General features: G+C 64.5%; 17 protein-coding genes and 1 riboswitch. Of the genes, 12 read left to right on the top strand and 5 right to left on the bottom strand.

The window, feature by feature from the left end; all coding sequences use genetic code 11:
• Nucleotides 1-14 precede the first annotated feature (14 nt).
• A complete protein-coding gene (locus tag IPG63_10180; protein MBK6727611.1) occupies nucleotides 15-428 on the bottom strand; it encodes a type II toxin-antitoxin system VapC family toxin in 414 nt (137 codons plus the stop codon).
• Nucleotides 425-673 (bottom strand): plasmid stabilization protein, encoded by a 249-nt coding sequence (locus IPG63_10175; GenBank protein ID MBK6727610.1) that lies wholly within the window; start codon nucleotides 671-673, stop codon nucleotides 425-427. Before IPG63_10175 ends, IPG63_10180 begins: the two co-directional genes overlap by 4 nt.
• 238 nt (nucleotides 674-911) lie before the next feature.
• Here IPG63_10175 and IPG63_10170 point away from each other — a divergent pair, with 238 nt between their 5' ends.
• A complete protein-coding gene (locus IPG63_10170) occupies nucleotides 912-1,154 on the top strand; it encodes an antitoxin (GenBank protein ID MBK6727609.1) in 243 nt (80 codons plus the stop codon).
• A complete protein-coding gene (locus tag IPG63_10165; GenBank protein MBK6727608.1) occupies nucleotides 1,151-1,582 on the top strand; it encodes a VapC toxin family PIN domain ribonuclease in 432 nt (143 codons plus the stop codon). Before IPG63_10170 ends, IPG63_10165 begins: the two co-directional genes overlap by 4 nt.
• 7 nt (nucleotides 1,583-1,589) lie before the next feature.
• Here the strand turns inward: IPG63_10165 and IPG63_10160 are convergent, their stop codons facing one another.
• Nucleotides 1,590-2,060: a phosphomethylpyrimidine synthase ThiC gene (locus IPG63_10160; GenBank protein MBK6727607.1), complete on the bottom strand. Its 471-nt coding sequence runs from the start codon at nucleotides 2,058-2,060 to the stop codon at nucleotides 1,590-1,592.
• Here IPG63_10160 and IPG63_10155 point away from each other — a divergent pair.
• The 4 genes from IPG63_10155 to IPG63_10140 are packed head-to-tail and all read left to right on the top strand — an operon-like array spanning nucleotide 2,053 to nucleotide 5,495.
• Nucleotides 2,053-3,429, top strand: coding sequence for an ATP-binding protein (locus IPG63_10155; protein MBK6727606.1), 1,377 nt, complete (start codon nucleotides 2,053-2,055; stop codon nucleotides 3,427-3,429). The two genes, IPG63_10160 and IPG63_10155, sit on opposite strands and share 8 nt — an antisense overlap.
• Nucleotides 3,430-3,454: 25 nt before the next feature.
• Entirely contained in the window at nucleotides 3,455-4,048 is a 594-nt protein-coding gene (locus IPG63_10150) for a DUF3883 domain-containing protein (protein MBK6727605.1), read from the top strand.
• Complete coding sequence (locus tag IPG63_10145; protein MBK6727604.1) at nucleotides 4,045-4,551, top strand: hypothetical protein; 507 nt, start codon at nucleotides 4,045-4,047, stop codon at nucleotides 4,549-4,551. Before IPG63_10150 ends, IPG63_10145 begins: the two co-directional genes overlap by 4 nt.
• A 47-nt stretch (nucleotides 4,552-4,598) precedes the next feature.
• Nucleotides 4,599-5,495 (top strand): hypothetical protein, encoded by an 897-nt coding sequence (locus IPG63_10140; protein MBK6727603.1) that lies wholly within the window; start codon nucleotides 4,599-4,601, stop codon nucleotides 5,493-5,495.
• Nucleotides 5,496-5,561: 66 nt separating this feature from the next.
• Here IPG63_10140 and thiC read toward each other — a convergent pair whose 3' ends face one another.
• Nucleotides 5,562-7,442 (bottom strand): phosphomethylpyrimidine synthase ThiC, encoded by a 1,881-nt coding sequence (gene thiC, locus IPG63_10135; GenBank protein ID MBK6727602.1) that lies wholly within the window; start codon nucleotides 7,440-7,442, stop codon nucleotides 5,562-5,564.
• A 41-nt stretch (nucleotides 7,443-7,483) separates the two neighbouring features.
• A riboswitch (TPP riboswitch) is annotated at nucleotides 7,484-7,580 on the bottom strand.
• A 124-nt stretch (nucleotides 7,581-7,704) separates the two neighbouring features.
• Here thiC and IPG63_10130 point away from each other — a divergent pair.
• Both IPG63_10130 and IPG63_10125 read left to right on the top strand, forming a co-directional pair.
• The gene (locus tag IPG63_10130; GenBank protein MBK6727601.1) at nucleotides 7,705-8,880 is read left to right on the top strand and encodes an AAA family ATPase; all 1,176 of its coding nucleotides are present in this window, start codon (nucleotides 7,705-7,707) and stop codon (nucleotides 8,878-8,880) included.
• Entirely contained in the window at nucleotides 8,873-9,595 is a 723-nt protein-coding gene (locus IPG63_10125) for a hypothetical protein (protein ID MBK6727600.1), read from the top strand. Before IPG63_10130 ends, IPG63_10125 begins: the two co-directional genes overlap by 8 nt.
• A gap of 139 nt (nucleotides 9,596-9,734) precedes the next feature.
• On the opposite strand, the gene IPG63_10120 is transcribed toward IPG63_10125, so the two are convergent.
• Complete coding sequence (locus IPG63_10120; GenBank protein MBK6727599.1) at nucleotides 9,735-11,144, bottom strand: alpha/beta fold hydrolase; 1,410 nt, start codon at nucleotides 11,142-11,144, stop codon at nucleotides 9,735-9,737.
• A 120-nt stretch (nucleotides 11,145-11,264) separates the two neighbouring features.
• Here IPG63_10120 and ubiM point away from each other — a divergent pair, with 120 nt between their 5' ends.
• The 4 genes from ubiM (at nucleotide 11,265) to IPG63_10100 (ending at nucleotide 17,853) form a co-directional block, all read left to right on the top strand.
• On the top strand, nucleotides 11,265-12,509 hold the full coding sequence (ubiM, locus tag IPG63_10115; GenBank protein MBK6727598.1) for a 5-demethoxyubiquinol-8 5-hydroxylase UbiM: 1,245 nt from the start codon (nucleotides 11,265-11,267) through the stop codon (nucleotides 12,507-12,509).
• Nucleotides 12,506-13,213 carry a hypothetical protein gene (locus tag IPG63_10110; GenBank protein ID MBK6727597.1) on the top strand — a complete coding sequence of 236 codons (708 nt, stop codon included), beginning with the start codon at nucleotides 12,506-12,508 and terminating at the stop codon, nucleotides 13,211-13,213. The genes ubiM and IPG63_10110 overlap by 4 nt, the downstream gene beginning before the upstream one ends.
• A 66-nt stretch (nucleotides 13,214-13,279) precedes the next feature.
• Entirely contained in the window at nucleotides 13,280-15,499 is a 2,220-nt protein-coding gene (locus IPG63_10105; GenBank protein MBK6727596.1) for a delta-60 repeat domain-containing protein, read from the top strand.
• Nucleotides 15,500-15,618: 119 nt separating this feature from the next.
• Nucleotides 15,619-17,853, top strand: a complete 2,235-nt coding sequence (locus IPG63_10100; protein MBK6727595.1) for a delta-60 repeat domain-containing protein — start codon at nucleotides 15,619-15,621, stop codon at nucleotides 17,851-17,853.
• The last annotated feature ends 2 nt before the right edge of the window (nucleotides 17,854-17,855 follow it).

The following is a 17,855-nucleotide window of genomic DNA, read 5'->3' as shown; positions in this document are numbered from 1 at the left end:
ACGATTCGATCAAATCAAGCGACCCAAGGATTCACCAGATCGATCCCGGCGCCTTGGAAGTCGTCGGTGTTGCGCGTCGCCAGCGCGCCGTCGTGAACGAGGACAATCGCGGCGATCATCCCATCCTGTGCCGACATCGCGTGACCGCGCCGCGCCGCCTTGCCCATGATCGTCCCGTACGCCAGCGCCGCCTCCTCGGTGAACCCGAAAACACGGCCGGCAAATCGTTGGCGCCACGCCTCCAGCCCCGAGGACAATCGCTTCGCGCGCTGGTCAGGGCGGACCTTCTCGATTCCGAACGCAAGTTCACCGATGACTACCGAACAAAGCACCAAGACAGCATCGTGCTTCTCCAACCATGCAAGCACGCGTGTATCCGGCGCGATTCGCAAAGTCTCCGACACCACATTGGTGTCGACGAAAATCACAGTTCCGGCCCCGCATGGACCTTGCGGTGGCCACGGATGACTGCGTCGAGATCGAGATCGACTCCAAACGATCGGCTCACGCGCGCATAGAACTTGGCCGCGGGCTCACGCCCGGTCTGCGCGGCTTCATAGGCTTCCAGTGCGCGCTCGACCACTTCGGCCACAGTGCGCTGCTCGCGACGCGCAAGACGGTGCGCAACATCGCGCGCGCGCGCGCTGCGGACAGACAATTGCGGCTCGGTCATGGCGGCATACTCCTGCGAATCGCCGGCAAGACTACGCCCGCAACGCTCTGCCATCAAGATGGCTGCGCGCAGATGGCTGCGCGCTGGTCGTGCACCCACGACCTCGAGCCCGCACCCGCGGTCGCTTGTGCAGTCGGCGGGCCTGCACCTTGCGCATAGAGCAACCACCTCCGGACCGAAGCCCATCGTGATGCCCGCGACGTTGCGGCGACCAAATTGACGCAACAGCACCTGATGCATGCGCACCACACTCGACCTGGATGAAGACGTCTTGCTGGCTTCCAAGGATCTGGCTCGCCGCCAGAAGCGGACGGCGGGCGAGGTGATTTCGGAACTGGCCCGCGCCGGGCTGCAGATGCGCGGACAAGCCGCGCGCAAGCGAGCATCCGCCAAGTTCGGCTTCGAGCCGATCCCGAAACGCGGCGGCGCGGTGGTCACCAATGAACTGATCAACCGGCTGCGAGACGAACTCGGCGAATGAAGCGCGCGCTATTCGACGTGAATGTATTGATCGCGCTGCTCGATGCCAATCATCAGCATCACGAGGCGGCACACAACTGGCTGGAGACCCACATCGATGGCGGCTGGAGTTCATGCCCGCTGACCCAGAACGGATGTCTGCGCATCTGGGCGCAACCCGGCTACCCGAACCCGATCGCTCCGGCGCGGGGCATCGGGATGCTGGCGCAGGCCTGTTCGGCGAAGCACCATCGCTTCTGGGCAGATGACATCAGCTTGCTCGACCCCGGCATTGCCCATGCGCCCCGCATTCACGGTCCGCGCCAACTGACCGATCTCTACCTGTTGGCGCTCGACGTCAGCAAGGGCGGACGCTTCGTGACCTTCGACGGCAAGATCCCGCTCAACGCAGTTGTCGGCGCGACCGCCGATCATGTGGTCGTGATCTGACCCCCAATCACTCCGGCCGGTAGATCTCCGCCCCCTGCTCGCGGAACTCGCGCGCTTTCTCGGCCATGCCGAGTTCCAGTGCCATGGATTCGTCGACGCATTGCTCGGCGGCGAAGTCGCGCACGTCCTGGGTGATCTTCATCGAGCAGAAGTTCGGGCCGCACATGGAGCAGAAATGCGCATGCTTGGCAGCGTCCTTGGGCAGGGTTTCGTCGTGGAACTCCGTGGCCTTTTCCGGATCGAGGCCGAGGTTGAACTTGCCGTTGCGTACAAGACGCACACTGCCGCCGTGCGATCTTTGTATTACCCTGCGGGGTGTTGCGCATTCCGCATCGTTGCACTCAGCATTCCGTTGTGTGGTGATAGCGCATCGAACGAATAGGAATTTCAGCTTGGCAGTGAACCCAATCCAAACTATTCGCGATGCATTTCTCGCTGAGGCGAGTAGCGCGCCGTCTCTTTTCGCGGACTTGGCCAAGGTCGAGCTCTACATCGCCGAGAGCTACCGCACCCGCGCATTGATCGAACTTCTCCAAAACGCAGACGATGCTGGCGCGACCAATGTATGCATCTTCGGTGAAGGCGATCAGTTAATCGTGTCCAACGACGGCCGCTCCTTCACCGCCAGCGATGTCGAGGCGCTGTGTCGAAGTGGCGCCTCAAGCAAACAACGAGGCGCTGGGAGCATCGGCTACCGCGGCATCGGCTTCAAGTCAATCGCCGGCCTAGCCAAAGAAGTCGTGGTGCTGTCCGGTGAACACTCCTTCCAGTATTCGAAAGATCAAACTCGCTCGGCCCTGTCCCTGTGGGGCGATGTGCCATTGATACGCATTCCGCATCTACTGGATCAGGGAATGCGAGCGCAGCATAGGGCGCTGGAGCAGCGGTACGTACCCTCTGGCGGCACGGTGTTCGTGATGGCGGGACTCGATCTACGTGCACTGACTCAGGAAGTCGAAGACCTCTCGCCCGACGTTCTGATCTTCCTGAACAGCGTCCGGCAAATCGACATCCAGCTCGGCACCTACTGTCGAGCCATCCAACGCGATGTCTCTCAGACCCGCGGCTCTAACACTTTGGAGCGCATCGTCGAAGGCGGTGTCTCCACCAACTGGCTGGTTCGCCGCAACGACGGCTGCGAATGCGTCGCGCTGCTGCTCGAAGGAGAGAGCATCGTCCCCGTTCCGCAAGAACACGCCGTGATCCACGCGTTTCTTCCGACGCAGGAGTTCTCCGGTGCATACCTGAAAATGAACGGGGATTTCTCGACTGACCCTTCGCGTAAGGCAGTCGATCTCGACGCTACGTCCGAGGCATCACTACGCGCTTGCATCGACATTCTCTGGGACATGCTGGAAGAAGCTGTCGCCGACAATGCACATCGCGGCATATTTTCGATTCTGAAGCCAGCCATCGCGGCCAGCGGACGAGTGATGCCGAAATTCAGAAACGCACTGATCGAACGTCTCGAAGTGAGGGGATTGCCGCTATCGGGCCGCGTTGCCAAGGCAACTTCAATTGACATTCGACTGGCACCGACTTGGCTCAACTACGCTGACTATGAGACTCTGTGCAACGGTTTCTATAGCTCGATTCCCGCGCTGCTGCTAGCCGACCAACCCAATCTCCCTGATGCATTGAAGTGGATGGACGCAAGAACTTTGACGTTGCAAGAAGCTCTGCAATGTACAACGGCTAACACACCCTCACCCATCGCGTGCGTGCAACTTTGGGCGAAGGCCGCAAAGCAGATGCGTTTCGACCTGACAGCCGAAACCATGCAATGGCTGGCCAGCCTTCCGATTCTTCCTGGCACCAAAAAAGAACATTTGCCCCGCCAACTATGACGGAGAAGAACTGGCGGCAGAGTTCGTGAAATTGATGCGGGTGGCCAACGAGCTGGACGACATCCGTTACCTGCTGAAGAAGATGGGCGGAGAACCGCTGGTTGCGTTCGTTGGCAAGCCGAAAGCAACGGAGGCGGTGGTGCGTGCTCCCAACAATCGAAGTGCAACATCCGACAAGGATGGCGCAGAAGGCCCCACAATCCTCCAAGAGTCCGCGCGGAAGCCTGTGCCAGCCATTCAATATTGGCGGAGCGCGGAGAAGAATGCGGCCGCCTGGTTCACGGTACAGCCCGGTGTGCTTTTCGTCCGAGACGTGTCTCAGGCAAATCTTGGATACGACCTACTCGTCGCGAGCGACGATGGCAGCCAGATTCACGTCGAAGTGAAGTCGGTGAAGCGAATGGGCGAACCATTCCGACTGACCAACAATGAGCATGCCACCGCCTATCAGGAAGCCGAAGGGTATGTACTGGCGATCGTCGTCAACGCGGAACCTTTCGAGATCTGCCTGATCAGCGACCCAATACGGCGGCTGAAACTGGAGAAGCGCTGCGAGCAGTGGAGCTGGTTTGCGGAAAACTATGATGCATTCGTCGACCAGGAGCGCCCTACCCCATGATCCCAGTGCAAACCGCAATCAAAGAGCAAGCTTGGCTACTGATCGACAATTCCGATTATTCGAATAAAGACGACTATGACGCGGACGAAATCCGCAAAGTGAAGTTCCGAATCAGACCCTTAGGATTGACCAAAATTGATCCGGCGCCAATCGACAACCAAGACGAGATCACCAAAGTAATGATTTCAGACAGCTTGTGGCTGCTGAGCATGGACTTGGTGGTCCTCAGCAAGGAACCCGTCGAGGACGCCCCAGAGAACGTATTCCACAAGTACATTTTGATAAAGGACGGCGATGGATTTACATTCAAGGCAGTTTACGACTACCACCTTTGCTGTTCCTCCAGTTCAAACTTCGCGAAGCGAAATGGCCTCGCGAATTTCTACCGGACAGAGCTATTTAATCCAAAAATAAAATACAAAGCGGCAATCCTGTTCGAGCTCCCCGACGAAATTGACGACCTCTTCTTTGCATCTGCCTACAGTGAGATCAGGGAGGCATAGTTCACATCAACATGGAGACTAACGCCCTCACTTTTGGATTCTGCCCGTTGCGCCTTCGCGTTTCCGGGCATGGCTTATCAATTGAGCCACTCGACAACTTCGATTCCGTTGTGGACAAGATTCAGCGCAGCGGCGCCGTCAGAATGGACTGGTACTACGGCAGTCTCTTTTCGAGTTCCACGGCGAATTCCCCGCCTGGGAGAGTGTTCGGTTTGTCCAAGACCCATATGCTGTCCATCCATGGGTCGGCCGACGAAGAAAAGCTACGCTTTGTTGTCTGGTGCCTGTCCTTCCTAGTCGGCATGCGATTAACCACGACCGAAGCAGGGTTTCTGGATGCCACTCCCGTAAAGCCTCGTCTTTTGGTCGACTTCTTTGCGGACGAGAAGAACATCGTGCGCGGTTTGGGATACGCATTGAATTTCTATGACCAATGCCATAACGGGAACAACCCGGCAATCAATGCGAAACGGTACGAAGCTGCGATACATGCGCTATTTCTTGCGCAGAATCCAGGGAATCTGCCGTTTGAAACATTCTCCTACTTGTACATGGCGCTGGACACTTCTTTTTCGATGATGAGCGATGGCCAAGACCTCCACATAGCTCACGCCGAGCGGATAAAGTGGATGTGCGGTCGATCGAAAATTGACACGCCGACATGGGCAAAATCTAGTGCCGGAAAAGGAAAAAGCTCGGCTGTATCGATACTGAGGAATTCGGCCGTTCACGAGGCAATCTCTATGGGCGAGCCACTGGGTTTTTCTGTTCTCGACCCAAGCACTTTCTCCGGAAGCGACCCGACCAAGATATTGCTCGAGATGAGGGCCCTCACGTGCCGGCTTCTCGTCTTTATCCTCGACAAACAGAGCGGCTCGTCGAGAATTGACTATGTCGGATCACCCGTCGACACCAGGAGCACTCACGACCTGAGCTTCTGCTGATCGTCTGAACCCGTGCTCTTCAACACGGTCTCGTGTTGTCTGCGAGTATCGGTAACCTCTCGGGAATCACTCCGGCCGGTAGATCTCCGCCCCCTGCTCGCGGAACTCGCGCGCTTTCTCGGCCATGCCGAGTTCCAGTGCCATGGATTCGTCGACGCCTTGCTCGGCGGCGAAGTCGCGCACGTCCTGGGTGATCTTCATCGAGCAGAAGTTCGGGCCGCACATGGAGCAGAAATGCGCATGCTTGGCAGCGTCCTTGGGCAGGGTTTCGTCGTGGAATTCCTTGGCCTTTTCCGGATCGAGGCCGAGGTTGAACTGGTCTTGCCAGCGGAACTCGAAGCGCGCCTTCGACAGCGCATTGTCGCGCGCCTGTGCACCCGGGTGACCCTTGGCGAGATCGGCCGCGTGCGCGGCGATCTTGTAGGTGATGATGCCGTCGCGCACGTCCTGCTTGTTCGGCAGACCGAGGTGTTCCTTGGGCGTGACGTAGCACAGCATGGCGGTGCCGTACCAGCCGATCATCGCCGCACCGATGGCGCTGGTGATGTGGTCGTAACCGGGCGCGATGTCGGTGGTCAGCGGCCCGAGCGTGTAGAACGGCGCCTCGCCGCATTCGGCGAGCTGCTTGTGCATGTTCTCCTCGATCAGGTGCATCGGCACATGGCCGGGGCCCTCGATGATCGTCTGCACCTCGTGCTTCCACGCGGTCTTGGTCAACTCGCCCAAGGTCTCGAGCTCAGCAAACTGCGCACGATCATTGGCATCAGCGATCGAACCCGGGCGCAGGCCGTCGCCGAGCGAGAAGGCGACGTCGTAGGCCTTCATGATTTCGCAGATCTCTTCGAAATGCGTGTACAGGAAACTCTCGCGGTGATGCGCCAGGCACCACTTGGCCATGATCGAACCGCCGCGGCTGACGATGCCGGTGACGCGACCCGCCGTCAGCGGCACATAGGCGAGGCGCACGCCGGCATGGATGGTGAAGTAGTCGACACCCTGCTCGGCCTGTTCGATCAGGGTGTCGCGGAAGATCTCCCAGGTGAGTTCTTCGGCACGACCGTCGACTTTTTCCAGCGCCTGGTAGATCGGCACGGTGCCGATCGGCACCGGCGAGTTGCGCAGGATCCACTCGCGCGTTTCGTGGATGTGCTTGCCGGTGGAAAGGTCCATCACCGTGTCCGCACCCCAGCGGATCGCCCAGACCATCTTCTCGACTTCCTCGGCGATCGAACTCGTCACCGCCGAATTGCCGATGTTCGCGTTGATCTTCACGCGGAAATTGCGGCCGATGATCATCGGCTCGGATTCCGGGTGGTTGATGTTGTTCGGAATCACCGCGCGCCCGCGCGCCACTTCGGCGCGCACGAACTCGGGCGTGATCAGCGCCGGGATGCTGGCGCCGAAGGACTCGCCGCCATGCACGCGCCCGCGTCCGCCAGCGGCATCGCGCAACGCTTCGATGCGCGCGTTCTCGCGAATCGCGATGTACTCCATCTCCGGCGTGACGATGCCGCGCCGTGCGTAGTGCATCTGCGACACGTTCGATCCGGACTTCGCGACGCGCGGCGCTTGAACGCGCGGGAAGCGCACCGGGGCGAGCTTCGGATCGGCCGCACGCTGGCGGCCGTAGTGCGAACTCAGGTCTGCCAAGGTCTCGCTGTCGCACCGCGCCGCGATCCAGCCGGCGCGCACTGCCGCCAGACCCGCAGTCAGGTCGATGCGTTGCGTCGGGTCGGTGTACGGACCCGAGGTGTCGTACACCACGAACGGCGGATTCGGCTCGGCACCGAACAGCTTTGGCGTGTCGGCGAGCGCAATCTCGCGCATCGGCACGCGCAACCCGTTCGCACCCTCGACGTGGATCTTGCGCGAACCCGGAATCGGCTGCGTCACCGCCTCCGACAACTCGCTGGTACGACGGATCAAATCACTCGGCAACGCATTCATGGCAACTCCTCGGAATGGATGCGGAGTGCCGACGCCGGACGCGAGTCCTGATCGAAGCTTCCCTACGCCGATGCGAATCGGATCAGGTTCAAAGGGTCTCTCTCAGCCGGCCATCGCACGGCACCCCCGCAGGGGCGTATTGAACCATGGATGGCGCCGCCCGGTGCGCTTGCAGCATTCGTACTCAGCGCCGCGATGCATGACTGGGGTAATCTTGCGAGTGGGCTCGGACGAGCAGCGCCACGCGTTGAAGGGGACCTGCATGAAGCTTCACGAAATACAGATCAAGGGGTTCAAGTCCATCGTCGATCAAACGATCGCCTTGGGACGCGTGAACTGCTTCATCGGCGCCAATGGCGTCGGCAAGAGCAATGTCCTTGAAGCCATTGGCGTGCTCGGTGCAGCAGCCTCGGGGCGTGTAGATGACGAGGCGATCATTCGCCGCGGCGTGCGCGCGGCACTACCTCGCCTCTTCAAGACATCGTTTTCCGCCACGAAGATTCCACCGCACATCACTCTCGAAGCACGCGGCGAATCGGACCTCAGTTTTCGCGTTGCATTGCTGAATCCACTCGAGAGACCGGAACCGGCCTGGACGTTCAAGACGGAGCATTTCGCATGCGGAAGCCTCGAGTTCGCCAGTCGTGGGGTTCGCAGCCGCAGCGACAACCTCGATCCAACCGCAGGGCTCTCAGCACTGAAGCTGGTAGGCCTGCAAGCGGATGATCCGGCATCACTGCTATTGAAGGCGCTGCAGGGTTACGCGATCTACACGCCCAATACCCCTGCCTTGCGCGGAACGGTGCCCGATTCGCAGATGCGAGCACCGGTCGGCCTCGTCGGCGGCGGTCTTGCCGAGGGCTTCCACGCACTGAGGCAAGCCCTCGACCCGGATCAACTGGACAACGTGCTCGATCTGGTTGACTGGGTCAGCGACGTGAGCGCAACTGAATCTGCCGGCGCACTGCTTTCACCGGCAGTCCCGCGCTCCAAGCATGTGTTGAAGTTCACCGATCGCTTCATGGCGATGTCGCGAAACACGCTGACCGCCTACGATGCGAGCGAGGGTGCGCTGTACATCCTGTTCGCCGCTGTCCTCTGCCTGTCGTCGGCATCGCCCTCCATCTTTGCGATAGACAACCTCGACTCGTCACTGAACCCGCGTTTGGTAACGCGGCTGATCGCAAGGCTGCCCGAGTGGCTACGCGCAGGAAATCCTGAGCGACAACTCCTGTTCACGGCGCACAACCCAGCCGTATTGGACGGACTCGACCTCGACGATCAGGAAGTCCGGCTTTTTGCAGTAGAGCGCAACAGTCAGGGGCACACCGCCATCAGGCGCATCGAAGTGTCGCCCGATCTGCGCGCACTGAACGAGCAGTACCCGCTGTCGAGACTCTGGGCCATGGGTCACCTGGGGGCCGTTCCGAATGTCTGAACTTCGCGTGGCGCTGGTTGCAGAGGGCCCTACCGACTTCATCCTCATTGAGGCTGCTCTCAAGGCGCTGTTGCCGGCGCCATTCTTGGCAACCCGGCTGCAACCGGAACCCACTCGTCCCAAGTTCGGCGAGGGCTGGGGCGGGGTTCTTCGCTGGTGTCTGGATTTTGCGTCGGGCGGCCATACCGCATTCGAGGATGATCCCAGGCTTCCTGGGTTCGATCTCTTCGTGATCCACCTCGATGTGGACGTGGCCGAGATGGCCTATGGCGATCTGGGCACAGAGATGCAGTTGCTCGCAGAAAGGCGCCAATTGCCGAAGCTGCCTTGCCACTTGCCCTGTCCGCCGGCCGCAGACAGCGCGACTGTACTACGCACACATGTCCTGGCGTGGGCAGGCATCACGCGACTGGGATCGCGCACCGCGCTGTGTCTGCCCTCGAAGGCAACGGAGGCCTGGCTGGTGGCAGCCACATTCATGGACGCAGACCCGATGCTCGCCGGACTGGAGTGCAATTCGAGGATTGGAACGCAACTCCTCTCCCTGCCAAGAACCAGGCGCATCCGAAAAACACAGCGGCGGTACCACGAGCTTGCTGCCGGCGTCACCGAGCACTGGGACATCGTTCGACGACGCTGTTCGCTCGCAGAGCAGTTCTCCGCTGATATCGCAGCGATAGGCGCGGGTACAGGCGGCCGCAGTGCGATCAGATGAATCGGAGCTTGTGATCGTGGATGTCAGGTGAACGTGAATGGGGATCGGGAGTGAGGGCCAGTGCGGAGCCCGACACTTCGCATGCCCCTCACGCCGAGGTTGATCGCTTAGCTGTGCCTGAATTCAACCCGATTCGCGGCTACTCCTCCGCAAACCCAAACTCCGGCAGCGTCTTGATGCAGGCGGTGTCCAGGGTCTGGAGGTCGGCGGACTGGATGGCTTGGACGATGAGGCCGCCGATGCAGGGGTTGACGTCGCCGTGGCCGGCGTTGGGGATGCGCAGCAGTCGGGTCCCGGAAAGCGTGGCCGCAGCCTGCTCGGCGTAGGCGGTTGGGGTGACGTGGTCCTCGTCGCCGGCGAGCATCAGCACCGGTACCGATGACGCCACCGGCTTCCAGAACGCAGCGTCGTGTCGCGCACGCGGCCACACCGCGCAGGACTCGCGTTCGTGCGCGAGCCAGTCGCCGTCGCGTTCGCGGTCGGCCGGCTGCCACAGCGGGCGTTCCTCGCCGCAGGCGATCGAGAGATACACGCCCGGCGGCACCGGCGGCGGGCGGTCATCGAGACCTTCGCTCAGCGCGGCGTAGTTTCCCGCATGCAGCTGATCGATCAGCGCCGGGATGCGCGCGCCGTCGCGCGTGCTCGACAGGCGCGCGCCGAGCAGTTGCAGCAGGGCGCGATCGTCGATGATGCCCTCGATCGCAACGTCGGCCGTCCCGACCTTGAAGCGATGCGGCTTCTCGGCCAGTCGTACTTGCAGCGCCGCCAGCTTGTCGGCCAAGCCGGGATAACGCGTGTTGCAGCCCTGGTCCTCGCGACAACGATCGAGAATGCCGGCCAGCGCGCGCCGCTCGTTCGCCGGCAGGTCGGTCCACATCGAATCGCCGATCGGCACCACGCCGTACAGCGCGATCACCCGTACCCGCTTCGGGTACTGGCGCAGGTACACGCGCGCCGCCTTGGTGCCGTAGGACACGCCCCAGAGCGACCATTGTTCGTAGCCGAGCGCGGCGCGCACTTCGTCGAGATCGTGCATCGCCTCGACCGTGTTGTACGCGGTCAGGTCCGCACGCGCGGACAGCTCCCTGGCGCAACCGGCCACCGCGTCGGCATGGCGCTTCGGATCGAGATAGCGATCGCGCTCGAAGATCGGCGAAGGCAGCTCGCAGGCCAGCGGGTTCGACTCCCCGGTGCCGCGCTGATCGACCAGCACGATGTCGCGGGTTTCACGCAGCGGCGCCAGCACCCGCGCCAGGAACGGCGCGTAGCGCGTGGCCGGCATCACCCCGCCACCGGCGAGGAAGGTAATCGCATCGCGTGCCTTGTGCTCGGCCGGTCCCGTCGCCGGCAGCATCAGCACCTTCAGCTCGATGCTGCGGCCGCCTTCGGTATCGCGTCGTTCGGGCACTTGGATGCGACCACAGCGCGCTTCGCCCTCGATGCCGGGCACCGCACACGGCTTCAGTCCTGCGCTGGATGGCGCCGCCTCGGCCACACCGAGCGCAGCACCGAGCAGCGCCCATCCCACGACCTTCGCCCATCGACCCATGACCTTCCCCGAGCATTCCAGTCGACCAAGGATGCGCGCCGGCGGCAAAAGGTTCAAAGCCCGCGTCCCGCTCACCGATCTTCAACCCCATCGCCCAGGCACTTGCGCGACAATGCCGGCATGAGCGACGCATGTGACGTGGTGGTGATCGGGGCCGGGCCGGCGGGATTGAGCCTGGCCGGGGTGTTGGCGCGGCAGGGCTGGTCGGTGACAGTGGTCGATCCGGCGGCGAGCGAGGCGTTGGCGGCGCCTCGCGACGACGGGCGCGAGATCGCGCTGACGCTGTTGTCGCTGCAATTGCTGGAGCAATGGGGCCAGTGGTCGCGATTGCGCGAGGCCGAGTACGCGCCGCTGCGCGAGGCGCAGGTGTTCGATGGCGATTCCGAATCGCCGATGCGGGTGGCGGCAGCCGAAGGCAGCGAGGCGCTGGGCTGGATGGTCAGCAATCACGCACTGCGCCGCGTCGCCTACGAGACCGCGGCCGAGGCGGAAGGCATCACCTGGCGGCTCGGGCGCAAGGCCGGTGACATCGCCACCGACGGGGACGCGGCGCGGGTCACGCTCGACGATGGCGAGGTGATCACAGCGCGACTGGTGGTCGCGGCCGACAGCCGTTTCTCCACCAGCCGCCGGCGCATGGGCATCGCCGCGCGCCAGCACGATTTCGGTCGCAACATGCTGGTCTGCCGCATGCGCCTGGAAAGGCCGCAGCCGGGCATCGCCTGGGAATGGCTTGGCTACGGCCAGACGCTGGCACTGCTGCCGCTGCGCGACGACCTCGCTTCGGTGGTGATCACGCTGACGCCCGCCGAGATGGATGCGCTCAAGGCGCTGTCGCCCGAAGCCTTTGGCGAAGCCGTCGCCGCGCGCTACGGGCAACGCCTCGGCGCGATGCAACTGGTCAGCGAGCGCCATGTCTATCCGCTGGTCGGGGTCGCGCCCGAGCGTTTGGTCGCGACCCGCTTCGCCTGCCTGGGCGACGCCGCGATCGGCATGCACCCGATCACCGCGCACGGCTACAACCTCGGCCTGCGCGGCATCGCCTTGCTCAGCGACGCGATGATGCTGGCGCGCCGTCGCGGACAGGACATCGCCGACGCCGAACCGCTGGCCGAATACGAACGCAACCTGCGCGCGATCGCGTTGCCGCTGTACCTGGCGACGCTGTCGGTGGTGCACCTCTACGGCGACGACCGCCCCGGCATGCGCCTGCTGCGCCGCGCGCTGCTGCGCCTCGCCGAACTGGCGCCGCCGTTCCAGCACTTGATGCGCATGGCCCTCGCCGGCCGCGACGCCAAGCCACCGCTGCCGCTGCGACTGCTGGCCCGGGCCGTGGCAGCGCTGCCGGGGCGGGCGACGCATTGAACCTGCTCCGTAGACGACACGCGGCGCAGTACGCGACGGCGATGCTGGCCCTCGCCTGCGTGGCCGCCTCCTTGTTGCCGGACGATGCACACGCCCGGCGCAGTCGCTATCGGCCGATGCCGGGGCATCCATGGCTTGAGGACCGCGAGACCGGGCGCTATCCACACGCGCATTGCGAATTGCGAGTATCGGTCGCGCGACCACTGCCCGAGCCGCTGACCAGCCCCGCCACCGGCGATCTGCTGAGCAAGATCTACCTCACCGCGGCAACGATGGAGAGCGCCGGCATCGTGCTCACCGACGTGATCGTCGCCGACGGCTGGCGCACCTGGTTGTGGCGCGACACGCCCGATGCCACGCGCGTGCAGGGCAGCGGCCGACTGGCCATCACCGTGCGCTGGCCGAACCCTGATGGCACGCTGCGCAAAGAGGCCACCGAGATCTTCGCGCTGCCGGCGCTTGAGGCACATCCGCCCTGGCGCTGGTCGCCGTGGCAGCGCGCACAGCAGATCCGCAGCGGCGAGCACGCCACCTACGAGGCATTCGAAAACGCGCCCGCAGCCGCGATCGCGCCGCCGGCGCAGCCCTTCGAGGTACGTTGCCGCACCGTGCTGTCGGAGGAACTTGTGGTGCCCGGCGCCTTTGAGGATCGCAACATCGGCCGCGACGAAGAGGGCCACGCGCCCGACGCGCCCAAGGACTGACTGATCCCGCGCGCGCCGCGAAAAATCCGCCGCGCTTTTGCGCATGGAGGGGGAAAGGAGATCTCCATGTCCAAGCCCCGCATCCGTTCCCTGCTGCTCGCCGCCCTGGTGTCGCTCGCAAGCCCGGGCTTCGCCCAAACGCTCCAGTCCACGCCCAACGTCAGCATCGTCAGCAACGGCTTCGTCTTCGCGCTCGCCGCCATGCCCGATGGCGACTGGATCGTCGGCGGCGAGTTCGATTCGGTCAACGGCGTCGCGCGCAAGAACCTCGCCCGGATCAATGCCGATGGCAGCGTGGATGCGGCGTGGAATCCGGGGGCGGATGCATCGGTGCGGGCGATCGCCATCACCACGGGCGGCGACGTGTTCATCGGCGGCTGGTTCCAGCATGTCGCCGGGATGCCGCGCGCAGGGTTGGCGAAGATCACCGCCGCGGGCGTGCTCGCGGTCTGGCAGGCAGGCGTCGGGGCCGATTTCATCAATGCACTCGCGATCGATGGCAGCGGTCGGCTGCTCGTTGCCGGACAGCTCGGCGACTTCCCTGCGATCAGCTACCTGAAGCGCCTGTCGCCCAGCACTGGCACGGTCGATCCAGGTTTCGTCGGACTGCCCGATTCCCACGTCGAGCAGATCGCGCTCACCGCCAACGGCGACCTTCTGGTCGCAGGGGGCTTCACCCAGATCTCGGGTGTGGCCCGTCGCGGCGTGGCACGACTCGATCTGGACGGTCTGCCGCGCGCGAATTGGAACGCGGCCGCCGACGGTCCGGTGAGCGCCATGGCGGTCGGTAGCGGCGACACGCTCTACGTCGCCGGATTCTTCAGCCAGATCGGCGGTGCCGCCCGCAGCGGGCTGGCCAAGCTCGACGCCAATGGTCAAGCCGACCCCGACTGGCATCCCCAGGGCCCGGATGGCGGCACCGCGACGCTCGAGATCGATGGCAACCGCCTCTACGTCGGCGGCGCTTTCGAAGAAATCGCCGGCGGTGTGTGCCCCAACCTGGCCCGACTCGATGCGTTCGGCAGCGGCGCCCTCGATGCCACCTGGACCGCCAGCATCGATGGACCGGTCGGAAACATCGGCCTCCCGCCCTCGGGCGAGATCTGGCTGGGCGGGGAATTCCTGCACGTCGGCACCGCACTGCGCATGGGCCTGGCGCGCCTGGATGCAGCCGGCACGCCGGCAGCCGCGAGCGATGCCGAACTGCCGGGCACGGTCACCCGCATCGAGCCGGTCGCGGGCGGCGCCGTGGTGATCGGCAACTTCCTCAAGATCGACGGCGCAGCCCACGCCCGCATCGCGCGACTCACGACCGCTGGCGCACTCGACCCGGCATTCGTGGCCAACGTCGAGGGAACGATTTTCGCGCTGTCCAGCGACGCCACCCACCTGTACATCGGCGGCACCTTCACCGCCGTCAACGGCGTTGCGCGCAACCGTCTGGCCAAGCTCAAACTCGGCAGCGGCACCCTCGACCCGACCTGGACCCCCGTCGTCGACGGCAACCTCCGCGCATTGCACCGTGACGGCGCAACGCTCTATGCGGCCGGCGATTTCACGCAAGTCAACGGCGTCGCTCGCAGCGGCCTTGCGAAGCTGGCGACGGCGGGCAGCGGCACGCTGGACACCGGCTTCGACGCCGGGCTGAATGCCGCCGCGAAGGACGTGCGAGACGGCGGCGGTGGCCGGCTGCTGCTGCTCGGTTATTTCACGCAGGTCGGCGCCAGCGCGCGTCGGTATGTCGGCATGGTGTCCGCCAGCACCGGCGCCGCGCTCGCCTTCGATGCCGGCTTGCCGAGTGGCAACTTCCCGGTCGCCGCCGCGATGGATGGCAGCGGGCGCGTGTACCTGACCGGCTCTCTGCAATCGGCCCAGGGCACTTCGCTGTGCGGACTGGCCCGGTTCGACGGCGGCAGTGGCGCACTCGACACGCGCTGGCGCCCGCGTGCCACTGGCCCGATCCAGCCTCTGGCGGTGATCGGCAACGCGGTCTACGTCGGCGGCTCATTCACTGCGCTGAGCGGCGTGCCACGCGTCAGCCTGGCCAAGCTGCCGCTGACCAGCCCCTTTCCGGAGAGCACCTGGCGTGCGGATGTCGGCATCAGCAGCGGCGACGCCGTCCAGACCATTGCACCAATCGGTACCTCGGTCTGGGTTGGCGGTTTGTTCAGCAGCATCGGCGGCACGGCGCGCAGCTCGCTGGCTGCGCTCACGACCGGAGTCGAAACCCTGTTCGGCGACGCCTTCGAGGATCTGCCGAGCGCCTGCGACTTGGGCCCCGCCTGAGAACCGGCTCGCGATCGCCGGCCCGGCAGACGATCGCCAACCCCAGAGCCTGAGGCCATGAAACGCGCGCCGCGAAAAATCCGCCGCGCTCCTGCGCATGGAGGGGGAAAGGAGATCCCATGTCCATGTTCCGCGTCCGTCCCCTGTGGGTTGCCGCCCTGCTGGTCACTGCCCTGCTCTCGCTCGCGAGCCCGGGCTTCGCCCAGACCCTCCAGTCCACGCCCAACGTCAGCATCGTCAGCAACGGCTTCGTCTACGCGCTCGCCCCCATGCCCGATGGCGACTGGATCATCGGCGGCGAGTTCGAGTCGATCAACGGCGTGGCGCGCAAGAATCTCGCCCGGATCAATGCCGATGGCAGCGTCGATATGGCGTGGAATCCGGGGGCCGATGACCGCGTCGGTGCGCTGGCTGCGAATGCCACCGGCGACGTGTTCGTGGGCGGGTCGTTCACCAGCGTGGGCGGATTTGCTCGCACGCATCTGGCGAAACTCACCGGCGCGTCTGCGGTGGTCAGTATGTGGCAGCCCGGCGTCGCACCAGAGGCGGTGGGTGCCCTGGCGGTCGACAGCGGTGGGCGACTTCTGGTGGGTGGGCGCTTCGGCAGCGGCCCGTCGGCGACCTACCTGAAGCGCTTCTCAGCCGTCACCGGTGCGGTCGATGCGAGCTTCAGCGCAGCGCCGGACGCGTGGGTCCGCAAAGTGCTGGTCGAGGCGAGCGGCAGGGTGTTGATCGCCGGCGACTTCGCCAACATCTCGGGAAATGCGCGCCGCGGCATCGCGCGACTCGATGGCAATGGCCAACTGCTCGCGAGCTTCGACGCCGCAAGCAACGGCACCGTTACCGCGATCGCGATCGGCTCCGGCGGCGCACTCTACGTCGGCGGCTACTTCACCGAGATCGGAGGCACGCCGCGCTCCGGCCTCGCCAAGCTCGGCAGTACCGGCAGTACCGACGCCAACTGGACCCCGGGCGGCATCAATGGTCCGGTGAACGCCCTCACGCTCGAAGGCGACCACCTCTACATCGGCGGCATGTTCACGCTGGTTGGCGGCAACCCGTGCAAGAACCTGGTGCGTGTCGACGCGCTCGGCAGCGGCGCACTCGATGCTGGCTGGGCCTTGCAGGCCGATGGCGAGGTCCGCGCCGTGGGCGCGACGGCATCGGGAGAAATCTGGCTGGTGGGTGCCTTCAAGCACCTGGGCACCAGCCTGCGCATGGGACTCGCTCGCTTGGACACGGCGGGCACGCTCGCACCGCGCATCGACGCGGAACTGCCCGGGGAGGTGTCCAGCATCCTGCCCGTCGCCGGTGGCGCGGCCATCGTCGCCGGCCGCTTCCTCAAGGTCGATGGTGCCGCGCACCGCCACATCGCCCGATTCGCGAGCAATGGGTCGGTCGACCACGCTTTTCAGGCGCAGGCCGACGCCACCGTCTTCGCGCTGGCCCCCAACGGCAGCCGATTCTTCGCGGGCGGCGCGTTCACCACGATCAATGGCAGCCCGCGCAGCCGCCTGGCCAAACTCGATGCGATCACGGGTGCGCTCGATGCAACCTGGACCCCGGCTCCCAACTACATCGTCAGAGCCCTGACCAACGCCGATGGTGCACTGTTCGTCGGCGGCGATTTCACCAGTGTCAGCGGCATCTCCCGCCGCAGCCTGGCCAAGCTGGCAACCGACGGCGCCGGAAGCGTGGATACCGGATTCGATGCTGCCATCGACGGGTCGGTGTCCAGTTTGCTCGGCGATGGGCTGGGGCACGTACTGGTCTACGGCGGCTTCAACCAGATCGGCGGTACCACGCGCGCAGGTCTCGGCATGGTCGACGCCAGCAACGGTTCGGCCCTGGCATTCGACGTCGGCGTGCTGCAGGGCCGCATCAACGCCATGGCCACCGACACCGCCGGGCGCGTCTACCTGGCCGGGAATCTCGAGTCTGCCCAGGGCACGTCTTTGTGTGGCCTGGCCCGCTTCGACGGCAGCAGCGGCGTGCTCGACCCACGCTGGCTGCCGTTCGTGAACTACGGCGTGGGTGCGCTGCGCATCGTCGCCGGCGCGGCCTACGTGGGCGGCGGCTTCAGCTCGGTGAGCGGCCAGCCGCGTCGCGCCTTGGTCAAACTGTCCCTGACCAGCCCATTCCCGGAGTGGCAGTGGGTCGCCGACGTCACCGGTGGCAATTATCCCTGGGTGAGCGCCATCGCCGCCGTCGGATCATCGATCTGGGTCGGCGGCGAGTTCGCGTCGGTGGCGGGGCAGCCACGCGCCGCGCTGGCCGCCGTCGCACCCGGTGCGCAAACCCTGTTCGGCGACGGCTTCGAACAGGTACCAGGCGACTGCGTCGCGCCCGAGTGAGC

It is taken from the genome of Lysobacterales bacterium (genome assembly GCA_016703225.1).
Taxonomy (GTDB): domain Bacteria; phylum Pseudomonadota; class Gammaproteobacteria; order Xanthomonadales; family Ahniellaceae; genus JADKHK01.
The sequence above is the reverse complement of the archived record's forward strand: the minus strand, read 5'-3'. Positions and strand labels throughout refer to the sequence as shown.

Coding starts and splice junctions, on each gene's coding strand:
- IPG63_10175 (MBK6727610.1), bottom strand. CDS start 673: ATGACCGAGCCGCAATTGTCTGTCCGCAGCGCGCGCGCGCGCGATGTT.
- IPG63_10170 (MBK6727609.1), top strand. CDS start 912: ATGCGCACCACACTCGACCTGGATGAAGACGTCTTGCTGGCTTCCAAG.
- IPG63_10165 (MBK6727608.1), top strand. CDS start 1,151: ATGAAGCGCGCGCTATTCGACGTGAATGTATTGATCGCGCTGCTCGAT.
- IPG63_10145 (MBK6727604.1), top strand. CDS start 4,045: ATGATCCCAGTGCAAACCGCAATCAAAGAGCAAGCTTGGCTACTGATC.
- thiC (MBK6727602.1), bottom strand. CDS start 7,442: ATGAATGCGTTGCCGAGTGATTTGATCCGTCGTACCAGCGAGTTGTCG.
- IPG63_10130 (MBK6727601.1), top strand. CDS start 7,705: ATGAAGCTTCACGAAATACAGATCAAGGGGTTCAAGTCCATCGTCGAT.
- IPG63_10125 (MBK6727600.1), top strand. CDS start 8,873: ATGTCTGAACTTCGCGTGGCGCTGGTTGCAGAGGGCCCTACCGACTTC.
- IPG63_10120 (MBK6727599.1), bottom strand. CDS start 11,144: ATGGGTCGATGGGCGAAGGTCGTGGGATGGGCGCTGCTCGGTGCTGCG.
- ubiM (MBK6727598.1), top strand. CDS start 11,265: ATGAGCGACGCATGTGACGTGGTGGTGATCGGGGCCGGGCCGGCGGGA.
- IPG63_10105 (MBK6727596.1), top strand. CDS start 13,280: ATGTCCAAGCCCCGCATCCGTTCCCTGCTGCTCGCCGCCCTGGTGTCG.
- IPG63_10100 (MBK6727595.1), top strand. CDS start 15,619: ATGTCCATGTTCCGCGTCCGTCCCCTGTGGGTTGCCGCCCTGCTGGTC.